This is a genomic window from Saccharopolyspora soli (assembly GCF_022678645.1).
Taxonomy (GTDB): domain Bacteria; phylum Actinomycetota; class Actinomycetes; order Mycobacteriales; family Pseudonocardiaceae; genus Saccharopolyspora; species Saccharopolyspora soli.
In genome coordinates this window covers 1-19,268 of the sequence record NZ_JALBWV010000107.1, presented here as the reverse complement: position 1 = coordinate 19,268, position 19,268 = coordinate 1, and the positions used below count along the sequence as shown (strand labels likewise).

Here is a 19,268-nt window from a genome sequence, read left to right as displayed (position 1 = left end):
CCCCCCCCCCCCCCCCCCCGCCCCCCCCCCCCCCCCCCCCCCCCCCCCCCCCCCCGCGGGGGGGCCCCCCGGGGGCGGCCGCGCGGCCCCCCCCCCACGACCGATCAGGCGTTGGCGGCGCTCTTCAGGGCCTCGGCGCGGTCGGTGCGCTCCCACGGGAGGTCGAGGTCGTTTCGCCCGAAGTGGCCGTAGGCCGCCGTCTGGGCGTAGATCGGCCGGAGCAGGTCCAGGTCGCGGATGATCGCGGCGGGGCGCAGGTCGAAGACGTCGTTGATCGCCGCCTGGATGCGGTTCGGGTCGACGTTCTCGGTGCCGAAGGTCTCCACGAACAGACCCACCGGAGCCGCCTTGCCGATCGCGTACGCCACCTGCACCTCGATGCGGCTGGCCAGGCCAGCGGCCACCGCGTTCTTGGCGACCCACCGCGTCGCGTACGCCGCCGAGCGGTCCACCTTCGACGGGTCCTTGCCGGAGAACGCGCCACCGCCATGACGGGCCATGCCGCCGTAGGTGTCGACGATGATCTTCCGCCCGGTCAACCCCGCGTCACCCATCGGGCCGCCGACCACGAACCGGCCGGTCGGGTTGACCAGCAACCGGGTGTCGGAGACGTCGATGTCGAGCCCCTCGATCTCCGGGCCCACCACCTTCTCGCGCACGTCGACGGCCAGCATCGAGTCCAGGTCGATGTCGGCGGCGTGCTGCGTCGAAAGCACCACGGTGTCCAGCCGAACCGGCTGGTCCTCCGCGTATTCGATGGTCACCTGGGTCTTGCCGTCCGGCCGCAGGTACGGCAGCACGCCGTCCTTGCGAACCCGCGTCAGCCGCCGCGACAGCCGGTGCGCCAGCGCGATCGGCAGTGGCATGAACTCCGGCGTGTCGTCGCACGCGTAACCGAACATCAGGCCCTGGTCACCGGCGCCCTGCTTGGCGATCTCGTCGATCGCTCCCTCGACGCGCGATTCGTGCGCGACGTTCACGCCCTGCGCGATGTCCGGCGACTGCGACCCGATCGCAACGTTCACGCCGCACGAGTTGCCGTCGAAGCCCTTGGCCGAGGAGTCGTACCCGATCTCCAGGATCTTCTCCCGCACGATGGTCGGGATGTCCGCGTAGGCGGCCGTGGTCACCTCACCAGCCACGTGCACCTGACCGGTGGTGACCATGGTCTCCACCGCCACCCGCGAGCGCGGGTCCTGCGCCAACAACGCGTCCAAGATCGAATCGCTGATCGCGTCGCAGATCTTGTCCGGGTGGCCTTCGGTCACGGACTCACTGGTGAACAACCTGCGACCGGCGCGCAGGTCCGACTGCTGACTCACGACTCTCCTCGCGAAAACGGTGGCTGAGGTGCGAGGCAACCCTACTGGCGGGACAGCTGCCGGTTCACAGCATCCCACAATGTGGCCGCCAGCCGGGACTTCGCGCCGAGCGGGATGGGCTGCTCGGTGCCATCACCGGCCAACAGCCAGCCAGCGTTCTCCTCGACCTCGAAGGCCCGCCCGTCGCCGACGGCGTTGACCACCAGCAGGTCGCAGCCCTTGCGGGCGAGCTTGGCCCGGCCGTGGTCCAGCGCCGAGGTGGTCGCATCGCCGGTCTCGGCGGCGAATCCGATGATCAGCGACGCGGCCAGCTTGCCAGCGTTCCGCGCCTCGACGAGTTCGACGAGGATGTCCGGGTTGCGGGTCAGCGCCATCGGCTCCGGGTCCCGGTCGGTCTTCTTGATCTTGTGCTCGACCTGCGCCACCGGCCGGAAATCCGCGACCGCGGCGGCCATAACCACAGCGTCCGCGCCGTCGGATTCGGCCAGCATCACCGACCGCAACTCCTCGGCGGTGCCCACCCGGATCACCCGGACTCCGGCCGGATTGACCAGGTCCGCGGTGTGCGCGGCGACCAGCGTGACGTCCGCACCACGATGGGCGGCGACCCGCGCCAGCGCGAAGCCCTGGCGGCCGGACGAGCGGTTGCCGAGGTAGCGCACCGGGTCCAGCGGTTCGCGCGTGCCACCGGCCGAGACCACCACCCGGCGGCCTTCGAGATCACGCGGCAACGCGTGCGGATCGGCGAGCAGCAGCCGGGCCAGGTCGACGATCTCGGCGGGATCGGGCAACCGCCCCTTGCCGGTGTCCGCACCGGTGAGCCGACCGCTGTCGGGCTCGGCGACCACCACGCCGCGACTGCGCAGCAACGCCACGTTGTGCCGCGTCGCCGGGTGCTCCCACATCTCGGTGTGCATCGCCGGGACCATCAGCACCGGGCACCGCGCGGTCAGCAGCGTAGAGGTGAGCAGGTCGTTGGCCTGCCCGTGCGCCGCACGGGCCAGCAGGTCAGCGGTGGCTGGCGCGACGACGACCAGGTCGGCCTGCTGTCCCAGCCGCACGTGCGGGACCTCTTCGACATCGGCGAACACGCCGGTCTCCACCGGCTGCCCGGACAGCGCCTCGAAGGTCGCCGCCCCGACGAACCGCAACGCGGCCTCGGTGGGGATCACCCGGACCTGGTGCCCGGATTCGGTCAACCGCCGCAGGACCTCGCACGCCTTGTAGGCGGCGATGCCACCGCTGACGCCGAGGACCACCCGCGGGCGATCCTCGGCGCGATCGGTCGTCACTCGCCTTCGGTGTGCTCAAGCACGCCCGCGTGGATCTCGCGGAGCGCGATCGACAGCGGCTTCTCCCGCGGGCCCGGCTCGACCAGCGGTCCGACGTACTCCAGCAGGCCCTCGCCGAGCTGCGCGTAGTAGTCGTTGATCTGCCGCGCCCGCTTCGCGGCGTAGATGACCAGGGCGTACTTGGAGCTGACCTGCTCCAGCAGGTCGTCGATCGGCGGGTAGGTGATGCCCTCGACGGTGTTGGTCGACGGGCTGCTGTTGAGCGCAGCCAGCGCGCTGGGGGTGCTCACGTGAGTGGCTCCTGCTCCTCGTGGATGTCCGTACCGGCGGCCTCGCGTGATTGCTCGCAGTTCACAGCAGGCGCGTCACTGCTCGCGGCCAATAATCAATCGTAGCAATTCGCTGGTAGCGGCCTGCACGTCGGCGTTGATGACCGTCGCGTCGAACTCGGCTTCGGCGGCGAGCTCCTCCCGCGCGGTGGCCAACCGGGCCTGCACGATCTCGGGGTCCTCGGTGCCGCGTCCGGTGAGCCGGTCCACCAGCACCTCCCAGGACGGCGGCAGCAGCATCACCAGCTGCGCCTCCGGCATGGCGCGGCGCACCTGGCGGGCGCCCTGCAGTTCGATCTCCAGCACCGCCGGTCGGCCTGCCGCCAGGGCATCTTCGACCGGTTTGCGCGGTGTGCCGTAGAGGTTGCCCGCGTAGTGGGCGTATTCGAGCATCTCGCCCGCGGCGATCATCCGCTCGAACTCCGCGGTGTCGATGAAGTGGTAGTGCACTCCGTTGATCTCCCCGGCGCGGGGCGCGCGGGTGGTGACGGACACGCTGAAGTAGATCTCCGGCGCCCGCCTACCCACCTCGTTGAGCACGCTGGACTTGCCGACACCGGAGGGCCCGGAAACGACGGTGAGCCGAGGCTCGCCCTGGCGGACGGTCCTCGGCTCAGCGCCGGTTTTTGCGTCGATCACTCGCCGCTGAACTCGGAGAGCAGCGCCTTGCGCTGCCGCTCGCCCAGCCCGCGCAGCCGACGGCTGTTGGCGATCTCCAGCCGCTCCATGATCTGCTGGGCACGCACCTTGCCAACGCCGGGAAGGGCTTCGAGCAGGGCGGAGACCTTCATCTTGCCCAAGACTTCGTCGTTGTCGGCGGTCTCCAGGACCTCCGCCAGCGTGGTTCCGCCTCGCTTGAGGCGCTCCTTGAGCTCAGCTCGGGCGCGACGGGCGGCAGCCGCCTTTTCCAGAGCTGCTGCCCGCTGCTCCTCAGTCAGCTGGGGAAGGGCCACCATGTCCTCCGTGATGTGGGGTTTCTCTTGATCGGTGCGGGCGACGGTACCTAGTCCGCTCCACCGGGTTCCACTGGGGTCCCAGTTTCGCGAGTGGAATTCATCCGAGCCCGTCGCCCCAGCCCTCCTGGTTCCGCTCGTACAAGGCGTGCACGAGCACGGGGCCGCTGCAAGTACTACCAACAAAGCCGCTGAAGTGCACTAATCTCGGCCAAAACTCCTCGAATGTGTCCGATTTCCGGGCAGTTGAGCCATGCTGGGCGTGTCCTCGCAGGTCAAGCCGGGGTGAAATACCCCTCGTCCGCCAGGTAATCACAAGCCCGCCCGATCGTCCGTTCGGGACGCATCAATTCCGCTCGGCGGAATTATTTCGCCCAGGATGGCGATCGCGCCAGATCCAGAACACCACGCCGGACACCAGCGCCCACGCGGTTAGCACCAGGAACGGCTGAGCGTGCTGGTGGCCGCCGAAGTAGACCGCGGTGTGCGTGGCGTTGACCGAGGCGCCAGGGGGCAGCCACGAGCCGATCAGGCCCAGCGCGGACGGCAGCAGCGGCCAGGACACCACGCCGCCGGAGGAGGGGTTGCCGAGCAGCACCAGCAGCCCCCAGGTCGGCACCATCGCCCACCGCCCCAGCAGCACGTTGAACATGGTGAACACCATGCCGGAGGTGAACATCGTCAGCGCCAGGATCCCCCAGACCTCGACGAACGGGAACCGGATCGCGCCGAGCAGCCAGTCCACCACGGCGACGATGGCGAAGCCGCCGAGCAGCGCGTACCCGGCGGTGAAGGCGATCCGCTCGACGGGGCTGAGCGCGCTCGCGTGCATGTTGAGCTGGATCGCGCCGAGGAACCCGACGAGGGTCGCGGCCACCGAGACGTAGAACAGCGCGAGCCCGCGCGGATCGCCGCGCTGCAACGGCCTGAGATCGGTCACCGCGACCGGGACCCGGTAGGTGGCACCGGCCTGCGGCCCGACCTCGGCCAGCAGCTGTGCGACGGACGCACCAGCAGCGCCGACCACGTCGAGCCGGACGCCGTTGCCGCGCAGGTCCACGATGCCGAACACGCGCTGCTCGTCGACTGCTTGCAGCGCCTGCTCGTAGGAGTACTCGTGGAGTTGGAAGGCGGTGCCTGCGACCCGCTCCATCTCGTCGATGAGCTTGGCCTTCTCGTTGGTGCCGACCACGGCCAGCGGGAGGCTGTGCGGGGTGGGGTTGGCCATCGCGAAGGTGTAGGACCCGGCGAACAGCGCGGCGGCCGCCGCGAAGATGAACACCAGCGCGGTCGCCGCGGAGAAGCGCGAATCCCGGAACTCGGCCCACCGGCCGCGCCATCCCGCCCGAGACGCCATGTGGTCACTGTAAGTGATCACCCGAGCCGCTACCGAAGTCGTGAGTGGCAACGGCCGCTCCAACGACCACAACCACTCACGACCCCATCAAGGCACCCCGCAGCCGCCCTACCGAGGTCGTGAGTGGCAACGGTCGCCCCAGCGGCCACAGGCGCTCACGACCCGATGTGGGGTCAGAGGGTTTTCATGAGGTCTTGGATTCGGGTGGCCATCCGCTGCTTGTCGACGGGGGCGATCGTGGTCCAGGCTTCGGCGCTGCGGCGGTTCTCCTCGATCATGTACCAGCCCTTGGCGTTGGCGAAGAAGTTGGTCACCATCGGGGCCCGGTGCCGCTTGCCCTGACCGTCCACGATGGACGCGCCGAACTGGGCCCACGCGGTGCGCGCGCCTCCGGCCATCTCCACCAGGGACCGTGCCTCGTCACGCCGAATCCCTTGCCGCGCAAGCCCTTCGGCCATCGCGCGGTCCGATGCTCCGGCGCCCTTCGCGGCCTGCTCCATCGCCGAGCTGCGCAGCGAAACGCCGCGCCCCGGTCCGGCCTTCACGTCGTCGGGGAGCACGCTCAGCGCCGCCCGGACCATGGCGTCGGCGGGCAAGGTCTGCAGCTGGACGGTCTCCTCGGTCTGCACCGCCAGCGTCGCGTTGTTCCGGACGTTGGCGACCAGGCCGGTCAGCTTCCGCTCGCCGTCGCGCTTGCGCTGCCGGAAGGTGACGTCGAAGGCGCGCTCGTAGCGGTTCAGCGGCAGGAACACTCCGTAGATGTCGTCTTCCCGCATCTCGTTGCCGAACCCCAACGCGCGCAGCTCGTCCCAAGCCCGCCGCTCGACAGCGCGGCGCTCGGACTGCAGGACGCCGTCGGGGAGCACGTTGAGCACCAACGGTTTCGTGCCCAACTTGAAGTGCTTCCAAGCCTCGTAGAACGCCTGCTTCGACAGCTCGAATTTCACCGGATGCTCCCCAGGCCAGTACGTGGGCGGCACCGAGCCGATGCCGCCCACGGTGTTCCTCTGCTGTTACCGACTACTTCTGTTCCCAGTCCCCGAAGACCGGCGGGGCAACCCGCGGCATGTCCTCGTCGAAGACGCCCTGATCGCCGATGAGGTAATCGGGGGTCTCGTGCTCCTGGTCCTCCTCGCCTTCCTTGCCCTGCGGACGCCCAGCGGCACCCATCCCGGCCCCGGCACCACCACGACCACCGGCACCACCAACGCCACCAGGACCAGTACCACCAGGCCCACTGCCGAGCCCGCCGACACCGGCGCGACCACCGGCCCCCAAACCGGGACCACCAGCACCGCGACCACCGGCACCACCAGCGCCCATGCCACCGCGACCGGCCCCCGCACCGGCACCGCCCCGACCGGCGCCAGCACCGGTACCGGCGCCGGGACGCATACCGCCGGGCCCACCGGGCACGCCCGGCCCCTGACCAGGACCCCCAGGTCCGCCCGGACGCGGCGCGTACGGACCGGGGTTACCGGGCCCACCGGGCCGCTGCCAAACCGGGGTCGTGGTGTAACCGCCACCACCGCCGCCTCCGGTGCCACCGGTTCCGCCACCGATACCGCCAGTGCCGGAGCCGCCCGTACCGGAGCCGCCAGCCCACTGACTGCTCGTGCTGGACGGGTTCTGCACCTGCCCGACATTCGGGTGGTTGCTCCCGGTGACGGCTACATTCGCCCCACTTTCGGGAGGCGGGGTGAACACAGGACTCGATGACGCGTTGCTCTGCGAAGTCTGGTCGTAAGCATTAAAAGCCTGTACTGCTTCCTGACGCAGCTTCTCGTTGTGCGCCTTGGCATCCTCGGCGTCGGTCGAGCCGGTCCACATGGTGTCCCAGCTCTCTTCGATCCAGGAGTCGTCCGGGACTTCCTGCTCCTCGCCCTTACCGGGGACCGAGGACTGCACCTTCTTGAAGGCGTCACCTTGGGAGGTCATCAGCTCCGACTGCGCCAAGGCACTGTCGGCGGCAACTTCCGTCCACAGCACGACCGGTACCGCCTGGTTCTGTAGCGCCTCACCGGACTTGGACTGCATCACGACGCCGACTTGCTTGAGCTTGTCCTCAAGGCGAACCTTCAGGTCCCGGAGATACCGGTCCTCGGACTTCCAGCCTTCGTTCTTGTCGAACAGACCCTCAGCGCCACTACCTCCTTGGATCCAACCTCGCATCTGGTCGAGACTGGTGCCCTCGAAGTCGGAGGGTTCGATTTGTCTTTCGTCAGCCATCCCTACCCCCATCACGCATTGGGAAGATTATGCAGCGCAGCCTCCGCGAACTTCTCCGCCTGCCCGCAGCTGTCAATGGTGTCCGAGCCCGTAATCGCGAGGTTCGAGATCAAAAAGCCGCTGTCAGAAATGTCGACGTACACGACGCACCCAGTGGTCTCCTCGTACGCGACCGTCGGATAGCCGCCGAGATCTGAAGTCTTGTTCGGCGCCCGCCGCTTGCCTACCTCTTGAGCAAAGGTCGTCTCTCCGCTTGCCGCCACGAAAACACTCCAACCTGCGCCAGCCTCGCCCTTCTGATACTGGCAACCAGGACGACCATTGGAGTCACGTTCACGCGGTGTCTGATCAGCGCCGAGCGACTGCGACTGCGATTCGCTCACGAGCGAGCACTTGTCAGCAACCTCAGTCGCCTTCGCGGGCCCGGTGCGCGGCGGTGTCGCGGCTTGTTGCGTTGTCGCCGCTTGTTCCGTGGTCTCGCCGGTGGACGGCGGAGTCTCAGTCCCTCCGCCACAGCCCGCTACAAGCAGACTGAACAGCGCTGCACCAACGGCAAGAACCTTACGCCTCAACATTTCCTCCACGGAAGCTTTCGGCAGAGTCCTGGTCATCTGTGCGTGCCTGCTTAGCAGAATCACGCATCTTTTCCGCCGTCTTAGAAAAATATTGGATCAGCATCTTGTAGTTCTCCAGGTACCCGCTGCCCCCGCCGGAGGCGACCTGGCCGTACACATCCGCCGCTTGCGAACTCACCGGGTCCGATCCCGGCGGATTGACGGAGGCGAGGTCCTGCACGTCCACCAAGCGATCCTGCATCGCCTGGGCTTCGTCGCTGAAGAACTGGGCGAGCTTGTCCATCCCGTCGGGGTCGAGGCGCATCTGACCGTGAGCATCCTGCGCGGCCGCCAAGGCCGCATTATCTGCCATGCGCGTCGTGACATTCAGGACGTTGCCCATCATGCCGGTGATGCCGCCAGAGTTGCGCATCGCGTCGATCTCGCTCTGAGACATCGTCTGGTACGGGTTACCGCCGTCCCCCTCGGACACCGCTGAACTCCCCTCGTCCGCGTGCCGTCGCGACGAGGGCGACGGTCATCCACTTGCCAGCGTGGCAAACGTTAGCGCACGCGACTGTCGTTGCGGACCGAAGTTGCTCAAGAGTGATTGCGACAAACGAGTGAATCTAGACACGTATGTCGCCGAAGGGTTTCGGATCAGAGCCGTCTATGCATCGAACCGCCCAGCACGTAGGCATTCGATGAAGGAAGTCCAGCTCGCAGCGCTGAACGCGAGCTTCCCGCCATGTGGATCCTTGGAGTCCCGTGTCGCTACAGCTTGGCCGTCGAAGGCAACCTCCACGCAGTTGGCCTGCATGCTGCTGCGGCTGCTCTTGTGCCAGCTCAGGCGAGACAGCTCAGTTGCCACAGTGTCCTCCTTGCCAGTCTTCATGTAAGGCCCTGCGCGATGTCCGCGATGAGACCAACCGAATCCTCTGGTGAGAGGGCAAGCTCTCGCAACCACTGAAGGGTTAGTTTTGTCGCCGCTACATGCTCAGCGGTCTCGACGAAAGCGCTGTTGCCGCGGTGCTCTAGGTAGACAAGGTTTGAGTGATTCACGAACTCCAGAAGTGCAAACGGCCCCTCCATCCCTGGATGCACGCCAAGCTCCGTGGGAAGGGCTCTGACTGTGATGTTTTCGCATTCGGCGCAGCTCATCAGGTGTCGGAGTTGCCGATACATGACGTCGGGACTACCAACCGGTCGTTCCAATGCAGTCTGTTCGATCAGTACCTCAAGCAACGGAGCGTCAGATCGACTCAGAAGAGCTTGCCTGCCAAGCCTCGCAGAAACCAGGGTGTCCAGCTCATCCACGCCGACATCCGGCATGATCCCCCTACCAACCGCGCCGATGTACTCCGAGGTTTGAAGCAAGCCTGGGATGAACATCGTTTCGTAGTTGTGGATTGCGATGGCTTCTTTCTCGAAGCGGATCAAGTCCTGCCACATCGCTGGCAAGCGCCCCTCCTGCACTTGCCACCAATTCGGATCAGTGCCGCTACGGACTAGGCTGAGAAGCTCTTCGCGGCGTTGTGCCGGTACTCGGTAGAGGCCCAACAACGCGCACACGTCATCGGCTTGCAACCCCCGCTGGCCGTTCTCGATGCGGCTCAACTTGCTCATCGAAAACCCCAGCGCTCCCGCGACTTCCTCGGCTCCCAGACCGCTCCGCAGCCTTAGCTCCCGCAGTTCGCTCGACACCCGCCGCACCCTGACCGGCACGCCCACTCGTCCGTTCATCTGCCCTCCCGCTTTCGGAATCGATCTGACCTCCACTGATCACCATCGCCAGTTGCCAGCTGGGCACGTAACCCCAGTCACCCGAAAGAAGCGTTGCGTGCCAGTTCGGGAACCTCGGAAAGTCTCTGCGGCAAGCCAACATTGACCTACGGGAGGGCAGAACCATGTGCGTCAGCTGGCACATTCCGGCAGAAGGCCGACGCGGCGAAGTGGTCGTCAAGATGCTCGTGCGCGACGAGATCTCGATCTGCCGCGACGACGTCGAAATCGTCGTGTCGAGAAAGCAGCTAACAGCGCTCAGCGACAAGCTCTACTTCCTCGACCAGGCATTCCACGCCGACGCCAGGGACGTGGTGGAAGCCCTTTGCGGCGAAGAATGATTTCGAAGATCCGCATGAACTCGATCAAACGTGCCCGGTGCCCGGTCCGTGCTCCATACGATGAGCCCGATCATCGGCACACCAAACAGGGGAGGATGCTGTGCCAGCTCAACCGGGAATGAACCCGCAGTGGGGGCCGAACCAGCCTCCGGGATGGTACGGCCCGCCGCAGCAGGGCTTTCCGCCACCGCCACCTCCGAAGCGGAAGAAGAAGTGGCCGTTCATCGTCTTCGGCGTCGTGGCGGTGCTGCTGATCGCTGTCGGGATCCGGATCGGTTACCTGGTCCTCCGCGACAAGGACGAGACGACCACTGCTCAGCCCACTTACGAGACGGATGTGACCACGCCCGCAACGACCAGCGAAGCGCCCCCCATGCCTGGCGCCCCGATCCGCTGCGAGCCGGAGCTTCGGACCCTCCTGTGCTTCCCCAAGGACTACAACCCCGAAGCCGTGATGGACGGCGTCGCCGCAGAAGGCTGGGACTGCTTGCGGAAGGGGGAACAGTGGGACGACGGCGGCAGCGTATCCACAGTGCGGGAATGCAGGGAGATGGACAACGTCGGTCAGCCCTACACCATCCGGGCAAGGTTCAGTTACGAGACGCACGACCACCAGCCAACCGGTGGTCTCCAAGCGTTCGATTTGAACGTGACCACCTCGGCTGCGTCGAGCAAGGGTGAACGCACCTCGATGGCGGACACGACCCCCGCCCTGATCACGGTTTTCGACATCATCGCCAAGCACATCTGGCGGGATCACCCCGAGCAGTTCAGGGAAGCCACCGATGCCTTCAACCAGCTCAAGTCCCAGTGCGAGTCCCCAGCGGGCCACACGTTCGAAGGCGTAACGGTAACCACGCCGTCCGGCTACCAAATGAGCTGCAGCAGTACGACGCCAGCGTCCGTCGGAGATGCCATAACCTACAACCAGTCGTTGGAGATCCGACCGGCAAACCTTTGAGGCCGCGCCCAGGCGCTTGTTCTGGTTAGCGGAAATGGCGATTTCGCGCGAAATCGCCATTTCCGTGAGGAGTGGGTGCCGGTTCCGCGCGAAATCGGCACAACCTCCGTTACGCCGCCGGGAGGTTTTGGATTGCTGCTTCGGCGACTCGTTTCGCCGCGTCGCAGCTGGTTCCGACTTCTATCGGGGCTCCGGAGCGGACCAGGGCCGTCACCAGGAGCGATCCCGTGTCCGCCACGTCGACCACGAACGTGCAGCCCGAGGCGTTGTTGACCTTCGCCGTCGGGTAGCCGCCGAGGTCCAGTCGTTGCGATCCCAGTTCCGCACCGATGAACTGCAGGAAGGTTCGTTGCGTGTCGGCCGCGACGAAGGCGCTCCAGCCGGGGCCGCCCGGCGTGCCCGCTTCGTACTGGCAGCCCGCCTTGCCGTTGGTATTGCCGGGCTTCGGTGCCTGGTCCAGGCCGAGCGCTCTCGCCTGGTCCTCGGCGAGCAGCGAGCACCGGTCGGCCACGTCGAGCGACTTCGCTGCTGCGGTGCGGGCGGAATCGTTCGGCGGCGGGTCGGCGGAAGTCTCCCCGGTGCTGCAGCCCGCCAGCAGCAGACCGGCCGCGATCACACAGGCCGCGAGTTCGTTGCGCAAGGTCCGCCTCCCGTCCGAGGTTGCAGTGCGAGCGGAACCCTGCCACAGGAGCCGAAATTGGCACAACCATTGTTGCGACATCCGAGTTACCCGGCGACCGGCGTCCGGGAAATTCCCCGTTAGTTGTCGTTCTCGTCGTTGTCCTCGTGCTGTTTTTCCCACTGCTTCCGCAGTTGTTCCCAACGCTTCCGCTGCTCTTCGAACGTCTTCGTCTGCTCCTCGTCTGGCGGGTCGGGGGTGACCGTCACGACCGCTGGGGGCGGCGGCTCCGGTAGTGGGATGGTGCGGACGTCTTCGGCGACGCGGTCCGCTGCGGCCAGGATCGCGCGGGCGTCGTCCGGGTCGAGCGTGCCCTGGGCCTGCGCGGTCGCGATTTCGCGATTCAGGTCGCCGAGAGCGGCTTCGGCGGCGGCGCGATCGTTGCTCAACGCGGCGGCTTTCACCGCATCCACCTGCGCGATGAGCTGCTGGCGCACCTGCGGGTCGGCAGATTGGGATGCGCAACCGGCGAGCAGCACTACCAACGCGGCGAGCAGGATGCTCTTCATTCCCGGACCAGCCTTTCCAGGTTGGCGAGATCTTCCGGCAGCCGCGCCACTCCAGCCGGGCCCGACGCTGGTGGCAGTGTCGGTGGTGCGGGCTCAGGGGGCAACGAAAAGTACCCGATCAGCGCCACCAGGAGCACCGTGAAAGCACCGATCAGCAGCCACGGTCGCAGGTTCCGGCGCGACTCGACGCGCAGTTCTTCCACCGGCAGGTGCTGCGTCGGCAGTGGGGCTGGACGTTGCGGCGCGATCACCTCGGTGGCCTGGCCGCTGAGCAGTTCCGCGCTCTGCGCGGCCGTCGGTCGCCGCTGCGGTTCGTCAGCGGTCATCGCGAGCAGCGCCCGGTTCAGGTTCGGCGGTATGTCGATCGGCACCTCCGGCGGCCGGACCAGCCGAGCCACCGCGCTTTCCGCGCCCGCACCGGAATATTCGACCTTGCCGGTGACGCATTCGAGCAGCACCAAGCCGAGCGCGTACACATCAGCCGGGTAGCTGACCTCGGCGCCGCTCACCTGCTCCGGTGCCATGTAGGTGGCGGTGCCGACGATGAGCCCGGAACTGGTCATCCGCGCGGCCGCGTCGACCAGCCGGGAAATGCCGAAGTCGGCGAGGTATGCCCTGCCGTCACCTGCGATCAGCACGTTCGACGGTTTGACGTCGCGGTGCACGATCCCGTTGTCGTGCACGTGCGCCAGCACGTCGGCCAAGTGGCTACCGAGTTCGGCGACCCGCTGCGGCGGCAGTGGACCGGCGCTGATCACATCGGCCAGCGTCCGGCCGTCCACCAGCGCCATGATCAGGTAGACCTCGTCCTCGCTGGCGCTGAAGTCGTGCACCGTGACCAGTCCGGGATGGCTGAGCCCGGCCAACGTCCGGGCCTCCTCGACGAACCGCTCCCGACCAACGACATCGGTACCAGCCCGGAACACCTTGGCCGCGACAACGCGCTGCAACCGGGTGTCCATCGCCCGGTAAACGTCGGCCATCCCGCCGCCACCCAGGCGAGCGCCCAACTGATAACGCCCACCGAGCAAAGGTGCGTCGCCCATCGATCCTCCGAACCACCAATCGGAACGACCCTAACCGACGCACCGCGAGTAGCGATCCGCTAACCGAAGGCCACCGAACCCCACCACGAGCTTTTCGAGGTGAGGGGCACCCGTGACCCGGTAACTGGGTCACGGGTGCCCCTCACCCACCGCTCGATCGGGTCAGGCGTTCAGGAGTTCCGCTACGTCGTCGCGGACTCGGCGGGCCGCGGCGCGGAGGTTTTCCACCTTCGGCCCGTGGCGGAGGACATCGCGGGCCGTGGCCGGGAGGACGTTCGGCAGCGCCGCGCCGAACACCGCTCGCAACCCTTGCACCGTGGCTCCCTGGGCACCCAGGCCGGGCGCCAGGATCGGGCCGTTGAGGTCCGAGAAGTCCAGTTCGTCCGGGCGGATGGTGGCACCCGCCACCACCCCGACGTGACCCATCGGCTCCACGTCCGCGTTGGTCTCCGCCGCCGAGTCCACTATGTACTGGGCCACCGAGTCACCGCTGCCGTGGACCGACTGCTGCAGGCCCGCACCTTCCGGATTGGACGTCCGGGCCAGCACGAACACGCCGCGCCCGGTCTGCTCGGCGATGCCGATCGCCGGGGCGAGCGAGCCGTAGCCGAGGTACGGCGACAAGGTCACCGCGTCGGCCGCCAGCGGCGAGTGCTCGTCCAGGTAGGCCATCGCGTACGCCGCCATCGTGGAGCCGATGTCGCCGCGCTTGACGTCCAGCAGCACCAACGCCCCGGCCTGCCGCGCCTCGACGATCACCTTCTCCAGCACCGCGATCCCGGCCGACCCGTGCACCTCGAAGAACGCCGACTGCGGCTTGAGCACCGCGATCTCGTCGCCCAGCGCCTCCACCACGGTCATCGCGAACCGCTCCAGCGCCTGCGGGGTCTCGTCGAGCTCCCACGCGTGCAGCAGCGACGCGTGCGGGTCGATGCCGACGCACAACGCGCCGCGCGCCCGCATGGCCTCCTTGAGGCGGCAACCGAAGCCCGCCCGCAGCGGATCAGTCATCGCTGTTCACCGCCCTGCCGAAGAGCCGCTTGCAACGCCTGCAACGGCCGGACTCCGATGTTGCCCTGGATGGCGGCTTCGATGCCCTGCACCGCTGCCGCAGCCCCCTGCACCGTCGTGATGCACGGGATGTCGCGGGAAACCGCCGCGGTGCGGATCTCGTAGCCATCCACGCGCGGACCGGGGTTGCCGTACGGGGTGTTGATCACCATGTCGACCTCACCGGCCTTGACCAGCTCGACGATGTCCCGCCCCTCGCCGACCTTCTCGGTGTGCTTGCGCACCACCGTGGACGGGATTCCGTTGCGGCGCAGCACCTCGGCGGTGCCGCTGGTGGCCAGGATCTCGAACCCGAGGTCGGCCAGCCGCTTGACCGGGAACACCATGGACCGCTTGTCCTTGTTGGCCACCGACACGAACACCCGGCCGGAGGTCGGCAGCGAGCCGTAGGCGCCGGTCTGCGACTTGGCGAAAGCCTGTCCGAAGGAGACGTCGATGCCCATCACCTCGCCGGTGGACTTCATCTCCGGTCCCAGCAGCGAGTCGACCCCGATGCCCTCGCGGGTGCGGAACCGGTGGAACGGCAGCACCGCCTCCTTGACCGCGACGGGCGCGTCGATCGGCAGGTCCGCGCCGTCGCCCTCCGCCGGGAGCAGTCCTTCGGCGCGCAGGTCCGCGATCTTGGCGCCGAGCATGATCCGGGACGCGGCCTTGGCCAGCGGCGCGGCGGTCGCCTTCGAGACGAACGGCACCGTCCGCGAGGCGCGCGGGTTGGCCTCCAGCACGTACAGCACGTCGTCCTTGAGCGCGTACTGCACGTTCAGCAGGCCGTGCACGCCGATGCCGCGGGCGATGGCCTCGGTGGACTTGCGCACCTGCTCGATGTCCTGGCGGCCCAACGTGATCGGCGGCAGCGCGCACGCCGAGTCGCCGGAGTGGATCCCGGCCTCCTCGATGTGCTCCATCACGCCACCCAGGTAGATGTCGGTGCCGTCGCAGAGCGCGTCCACATCGATCTCGATCGCGTCGTCGAGGAAGTTGTCCACCAGCACCGGGTGTTCCGGGGTGACCTCGGTGGCGCGGGCGATGTAGTTCTCCAGCGACGCCTCGTCGTAGACGATCTCCATGCCGCGACCGCCGAGCACGTAGGACGGTCGCACCAGCACCGGGTAGCCGATCTCGTCGGCGATCCGCTTGGCGCCCTCGAAGGACGTCGCGGTGCCGTACTGCGGCGCTGGGAGACCCGCTCCCGCGAGCACGTCGCCGAAGGCGCCGCGTTCCTCGGCCAGGTGGATCGCCTCCGGCGGGGTGCCCACGATCGGCACCCCGGCGTCGGCCAGCCGCTGCGCCAGGCCCAGCGGGGTTTGCCCGCCCAGCTGCACGATCACGCCCGCCACCGCGCCGGACTGCTGCTCGGCGTGCACGACCTCCAGGACGTCCTCGAAGGTCAGCGGCTCGAAGTACAGCCGGTCCGAGGTGTCGTAGTCGGTTGAAACCGTCTCCGGGTTGCAGTTGACCATCACGGTCTCGTACCCGGCCTCGCGCAGCGCCATCGCGGCGTGCACGCAGGAGTAGTCGAACTCGATGCCCTGGCCGATGCGGTTCGGACCGGAGCCGAGGATGATCACCTTCTGCCGCTCGCGCTGCTCGGCGATCTCCGACTCGGCCGCCGGATCGGATTCGTAGGCCGAGTAGTGGTACGGGGTGTGCGCGGCGAACTCGGCCGCGCAGGTGTCCACCGTCTTGTAAACCGGGCGCACGCCGAGCCGGTGCCGCAACGAGCGGACTCCGTCCTCACCAGCGAGTTCCGACCGCAGCGCGGCGATCTGCCGGTCCGAGAGCCCGGCCCGCTTCGCCCGCCGCAGCAGCGCGGCGTCCAGCACCGGCGCCTCGACCAGCTCGCCGCGCAGCTCGACCCAGGCGGCGATCTGGTCCACGAACCACGGGTCGATACCGGATGCCTCGTGCACCTGCTCAATGCTCGCGCCCAGCCTCAACGCACGCTCCACGGTGTAGAGGCGTCCGTCGTGCGGGGTGCGCAGTTCGTCCAGAGTGGACTCAACCGTGGCGTCCGCTGGGTCCGGTTTGGTCCAGAAGCCCGCCGCTTTCGTCTCCATCGAGCGCAGCGCCTTGCCCAGCGCCTCGGAGAAGCTGCGGCCCACCGCCATCGCCTCGCCGACGCTCTTCATCGTCGTGGTCAGCTCCTGGTCCGCGCCCGGGAACTTCTCGAAGGCGAACCGCGGAACCTTCACCACCACGTAGTCCAGCGTCGGCTCGAAGCTGGCCGGGGTTTCGCCGGTGATGTCGTTGCGGATCTCGTCCAGGGTGTAGCCGACGGCCAGCTTCGCGGCGATCTTGGCGATCGGGAAGCCGGTGGCCTTCGACGCCAGCGCCGAGGACCGCGACACCCGCGGGTTCATCTCGATGACCACCATGCGGCCGGTCTCCGGGTGGATGGCGAACTGGATGTTGCAGCCGCCGGTGTCCACCCCGACCTCGCGCAGCACCGCGATGCCGACGTCCCGCATGTGCTGGAACTCGCGGTCGGTCAGCGTCATCGACGGCGCCACGGTGACCGAATCACCGGTGTGCACGCCCATCGGGTCGATGTTCTCGATCGAGCAGATGACGACCACGTTGTCCGCGCGGTCGCGCATCAGCTCCAGCTCGTACTCCTTCCAGCCGAGGACGCTCTCCTCGATGAGCACCTCGTGCACCGGGCTCTCGGCCAGCCCGAAGGAGCCCATCCGCTCCAGTTCTTCCGGCGTGTGCGCCATGCCCGAGCCCAGCCCGCCCATGGTGAAGCTCGGCCGGATCACCACCGGCAGGTCGTGCTCGGCGACGAACGCGCGCACGTCGTCCATCGACTTGCACACCGCGCTCTCCGGCACCTCGCCGCCGACTGCTCGCACGATGTCCTTGAACCGCTGCCGGTCCTCGCCGCGCTGGATCGCCTCGAAGTCTGCGCCGATCAGCTCCACGCCGTACTTCTCCAGCACGCCGCGCTCGTGCAGCGCCACCGCGGTGTTCAGCGCGGTCTGCCCGCCGAGGGTGGCGAGGATCGCGTCCGGGCGCTCGGCGTCGATCACCTTCTCCACGAACTCCGGGGTGATCGGCTCGATGTAGGTGGCGTCGGCGAACTCCGGGTCGGTCATGATCGTGGCCGGGTTGGAGTTCACCAGCGAGACCCGGATGCCCTCTTCCCGCAACACCCGGCATGCCTGGGTGCCGGAATAGTCGAACTCACACGCCTGGCCGATCACGATCGGCCCGGAACCGATGACTAGTACGTGCTTGATATCGGTCCGTTTGGGCATCAGCGCGCCTCACTCATCAGGTCAACGAACTTGTCGAACAGCGGCGCGGCGTCGTGCGGACCCGCCGCCGCCTCGGGGTGGTACTGGACGCTGAACGCCGGACCGTCGAGCAGCCGCAGGCCCTCGACCGCACCGTCGTTGGCGCAGTGGTGGCTGACCACCGCGCGCCCGAAGTCGGTGTCGAAACGTTCGCCCGGCTCGCCTTCGACGGCGAAGCCGTGGTTCTGCGCGGTGATCGCGACCTGACCGGTCTCGACGTCGATCACCGGGATGTTGATGCCGCGGTGCCCGTAGCGCAGCTTGTAGGTGCCGCGGCCCAGTGCGCGGCCCAGGATCTGGTTGCCGAAGCAGATGCCGAACAGCGGCAGCTTGCGGTCCAGGGCCTGGCGGGTCAGTTCGACCTGCTGATCGGTGGTGGCCGGGTCGCCGGGGCCGTTGGACAGGAACACCCCGTCCGCCCGCACCGCCAGCACATCGTCCAATGTGGACGACAGCGGCAGCACGTGGACCTCGATGCCGCGCTCGGCCATCATCCGCGGCGTGTTGGACTTGATGCCCAGGTCCAGCGCGGCCACCGTGAACCGCTTCGCGCCGATGGCGGGCACCACGTAGGGCCGCGCGGTGGTGACGTCACCGGCCAGCGACGCGCCGACCATGCCCGCGCTCGCCTGGACCGCGGCGACCATCTCGCCGTCGGAACCCAGCTGCGGGCCGGAGAAGATGCCACCGCGCATCGCACCCAGCTCGCGGACGTGCCGGGTCAGGGTGCGGGTGTCGATCCCGGCGATGCCGACGATCTCCTGCCGCTCCAGCTCGTCGACCAGCGACCGGCGGGAGCGCCAGTTCGACGGGATCCGGGCGGGGTCGCGCACGGCGTACCCGGCGACCCAGATCCGCTCGGACTCGTCGTCCTCGTCGTTCCAGCCGGTGTTGCCGATCTGCGGCGCGGTCTGCACCACGATCTGGCGGTGGTACGACGGATCGGTCAGGGTCTCCTGATAGCCGGTCATGCCGGTGGTGAACACGACCTCGCCGAGGGTCCGGCCCACCTTGCCGTAAGCCTCCCCGCGGAAGATCCGACCGTCCTCCAGCACCAACGCGGCGGGGGTGTAAGAACTCATTTCTCCTCCTGCCGCGACTTGAAGAATTCGCGGGTCATTTTTCGTAGGTGGTCGCCTAGCGGAACCTCAGACGCCGCCTGGCTCCGGGATCCCCGACTTATGTATGTCCGATACACGGCATCGGGGCTGTCCTCCCCAAGCGACGTCTGAGAACCCGCGGGTGGTCGACCTGCGTAGGTGCTGCAAGCGGCTGACGCCGCTTGCCTGACGTCAGTTGCGGTCACGTGCGTTGTCCCCTAACCCGCGCTGCGGCTCAGAAATCTCGTCACCGGTCGATTCGGGTCGTGGGGGGGGGGAAAAACCCCCCCCCCCCGGGGGGGGGGCCCCCCCGGGGGGGGGGGGGCCGGGGGGGGGGGGGGGGGGCCCCCCGGGGGGGGGGGGGGGGGGGGGGCGACCGCCAGGGGTCGCCCGCCCCACATAACGAAGCGACTGGAAGGTTTGAACACACGCACGAGCGTGGTCAGG

Annotated in this window: 20 protein-coding genes; 2 read left to right on the top strand and 18 right to left on the bottom strand. The window is 67.8% G+C overall.

All coding sequences use genetic code 11. The features are described 5' to 3' along the window. Positions 1-104 precede the first annotated feature (104 nt). The 12 genes from metK to MOQ72_RS41625 all read right to left on the bottom strand — a co-directional run bounded on the left by metK (position 105) and on the right by MOQ72_RS41625 (position 9,779). Positions 105-1,286: a methionine adenosyltransferase gene (gene metK / locus MOQ72_RS41680; RefSeq protein WP_242191512.1), complete on the bottom strand. Its 1,182-nt coding sequence runs from the start codon at positions 1,284-1,286 to the stop codon at positions 105-107. A gap of 77 nt (positions 1,287-1,363) precedes the next feature. Next, the gene (coaBC, locus tag MOQ72_RS41675) at positions 1,364-2,614 is read right to left on the bottom strand and encodes a bifunctional phosphopantothenoylcysteine decarboxylase/phosphopantothenate--cysteine ligase CoaBC (protein WP_242191510.1); all 1,251 of its coding nucleotides are present in this window, start codon (positions 2,612-2,614) and stop codon (positions 1,364-1,366) included. Continuing rightward, positions 2,611-2,904, bottom strand: coding sequence for a DNA-directed RNA polymerase subunit omega (gene rpoZ, locus MOQ72_RS41670; RefSeq protein ID WP_184722529.1), 294 nt, complete (start codon positions 2,902-2,904; stop codon positions 2,611-2,613). Before rpoZ ends, coaBC begins: the two co-directional genes overlap by 4 nt. Positions 2,905-2,979: 75 nt before the next feature. Beyond that, a complete protein-coding gene (gmk, locus tag MOQ72_RS41665) occupies positions 2,980-3,582 on the bottom strand; it encodes a guanylate kinase (protein WP_242191509.1) in 603 nt (200 codons plus the stop codon). Further along, a complete protein-coding gene (gene mihF / locus MOQ72_RS41660) occupies positions 3,579-3,896 on the bottom strand; it encodes an integration host factor, actinobacterial type (RefSeq protein ID WP_150068243.1) in 318 nt (105 codons plus the stop codon). Before mihF ends, gmk begins: the two co-directional genes overlap by 4 nt. A gap of 346 nt (positions 3,897-4,242) precedes the next feature. Continuing rightward, positions 4,243-5,253 carry an ABC-2 transporter permease gene (locus MOQ72_RS41655; RefSeq protein ID WP_242191508.1) on the bottom strand — a complete coding sequence of 337 codons (1,011 nt, stop codon included), beginning with the start codon at positions 5,251-5,253 and terminating at the stop codon, positions 4,243-4,245. Between the two features lie 173 nt (positions 5,254-5,426). After that, positions 5,427-6,200 carry an ESX secretion-associated protein EspG gene (locus tag MOQ72_RS41650; protein WP_242191507.1) on the bottom strand — a complete coding sequence of 258 codons (774 nt, stop codon included), beginning with the start codon at positions 6,198-6,200 and terminating at the stop codon, positions 5,427-5,429. 73 nt (positions 6,201-6,273) lie between these two features. Beyond that, positions 6,274-7,482 carry a hypothetical protein gene (locus MOQ72_RS41645; RefSeq protein ID WP_242191513.1) on the bottom strand — a complete coding sequence of 403 codons (1,209 nt, stop codon included), beginning with the start codon at positions 7,480-7,482 and terminating at the stop codon, positions 6,274-6,276. Between the two features lie 11 nt (positions 7,483-7,493). Further along, positions 7,494-8,093 carry a DUF3558 domain-containing protein gene (locus MOQ72_RS41640; RefSeq protein ID WP_242191506.1) on the bottom strand — a complete coding sequence of 200 codons (600 nt, stop codon included), beginning with the start codon at positions 8,091-8,093 and terminating at the stop codon, positions 7,494-7,496. Continuing rightward, positions 8,044-8,529 (bottom strand): hypothetical protein, encoded by a 486-nt coding sequence (locus MOQ72_RS41635; RefSeq protein WP_242191505.1) that lies wholly within the window; start codon positions 8,527-8,529, stop codon positions 8,044-8,046. The genes MOQ72_RS41640 and MOQ72_RS41635 overlap by 50 nt, the downstream gene beginning before the upstream one ends. Before the next feature lie 177 nt (positions 8,530-8,706). Beyond that, the gene (locus MOQ72_RS41630; RefSeq protein WP_277955461.1) at positions 8,707-8,931 is read right to left on the bottom strand and encodes a DUF397 domain-containing protein; all 225 of its coding nucleotides are present in this window, start codon (positions 8,929-8,931) and stop codon (positions 8,707-8,709) included. Beyond that, entirely contained in the window at positions 8,928-9,779 is an 852-nt protein-coding gene (locus tag MOQ72_RS41625; protein WP_242191504.1) for a helix-turn-helix domain-containing protein, read from the bottom strand. Before MOQ72_RS41625 ends, MOQ72_RS41630 begins: the two co-directional genes overlap by 4 nt. 164 nt (positions 9,780-9,943) lie before the next feature. Between MOQ72_RS41625 and MOQ72_RS41620 the strand changes: the two genes are divergently transcribed. Next, on the top strand, positions 9,944-10,159 hold the full coding sequence (locus tag MOQ72_RS41620) for a hypothetical protein (protein WP_242191503.1): 216 nt from the start codon (positions 9,944-9,946) through the stop codon (positions 10,157-10,159). 238 nt (positions 10,160-10,397) lie between these two features. Further along, a complete protein-coding gene (locus tag MOQ72_RS41615; protein ID WP_242191502.1) occupies positions 10,398-11,120 on the top strand; it encodes a hypothetical protein in 723 nt (240 codons plus the stop codon). Between the two features lie 109 nt (positions 11,121-11,229). Here the strand turns inward: MOQ72_RS41615 and MOQ72_RS41610 are convergent, their stop codons facing one another. The 6 genes from MOQ72_RS41610 to carA form a co-directional block, all read right to left on the bottom strand. Then, a complete protein-coding gene (locus MOQ72_RS41610; protein ID WP_242191501.1) occupies positions 11,230-11,760 on the bottom strand; it encodes a DUF3558 domain-containing protein in 531 nt (176 codons plus the stop codon). A 119-nt stretch (positions 11,761-11,879) separates the two neighbouring features. Continuing rightward, positions 11,880-12,308 (bottom strand): hypothetical protein, encoded by a 429-nt coding sequence (locus tag MOQ72_RS41605; protein ID WP_242191500.1) that lies wholly within the window; start codon positions 12,306-12,308, stop codon positions 11,880-11,882. Then, entirely contained in the window at positions 12,305-13,354 is a 1,050-nt protein-coding gene (locus tag MOQ72_RS41600; protein WP_242191499.1) for a serine/threonine-protein kinase, read from the bottom strand. Before MOQ72_RS41600 ends, MOQ72_RS41605 begins: the two co-directional genes overlap by 4 nt. 162 nt (positions 13,355-13,516) lie before the next feature. Then, the gene (gene pyrF / locus MOQ72_RS41595; protein WP_242191498.1) at positions 13,517-14,365 is read right to left on the bottom strand and encodes an orotidine-5'-phosphate decarboxylase; all 849 of its coding nucleotides are present in this window, start codon (positions 14,363-14,365) and stop codon (positions 13,517-13,519) included. Next, the gene (carB, locus tag MOQ72_RS41590) at positions 14,362-17,682 is read right to left on the bottom strand and encodes a carbamoyl-phosphate synthase large subunit (RefSeq protein ID WP_242191497.1); all 3,321 of its coding nucleotides are present in this window, start codon (positions 17,680-17,682) and stop codon (positions 14,362-14,364) included. The genes pyrF and carB overlap by 4 nt, the downstream gene beginning before the upstream one ends. Then, positions 17,682-18,803, bottom strand: a complete 1,122-nt coding sequence (gene carA / locus MOQ72_RS41585; protein ID WP_242191496.1) for a glutamine-hydrolyzing carbamoyl-phosphate synthase small subunit — start codon at positions 18,801-18,803, stop codon at positions 17,682-17,684. The genes carB and carA overlap by 1 nt, the downstream gene beginning before the upstream one ends. Positions 18,804-19,268 lie beyond the last annotated feature (465 nt).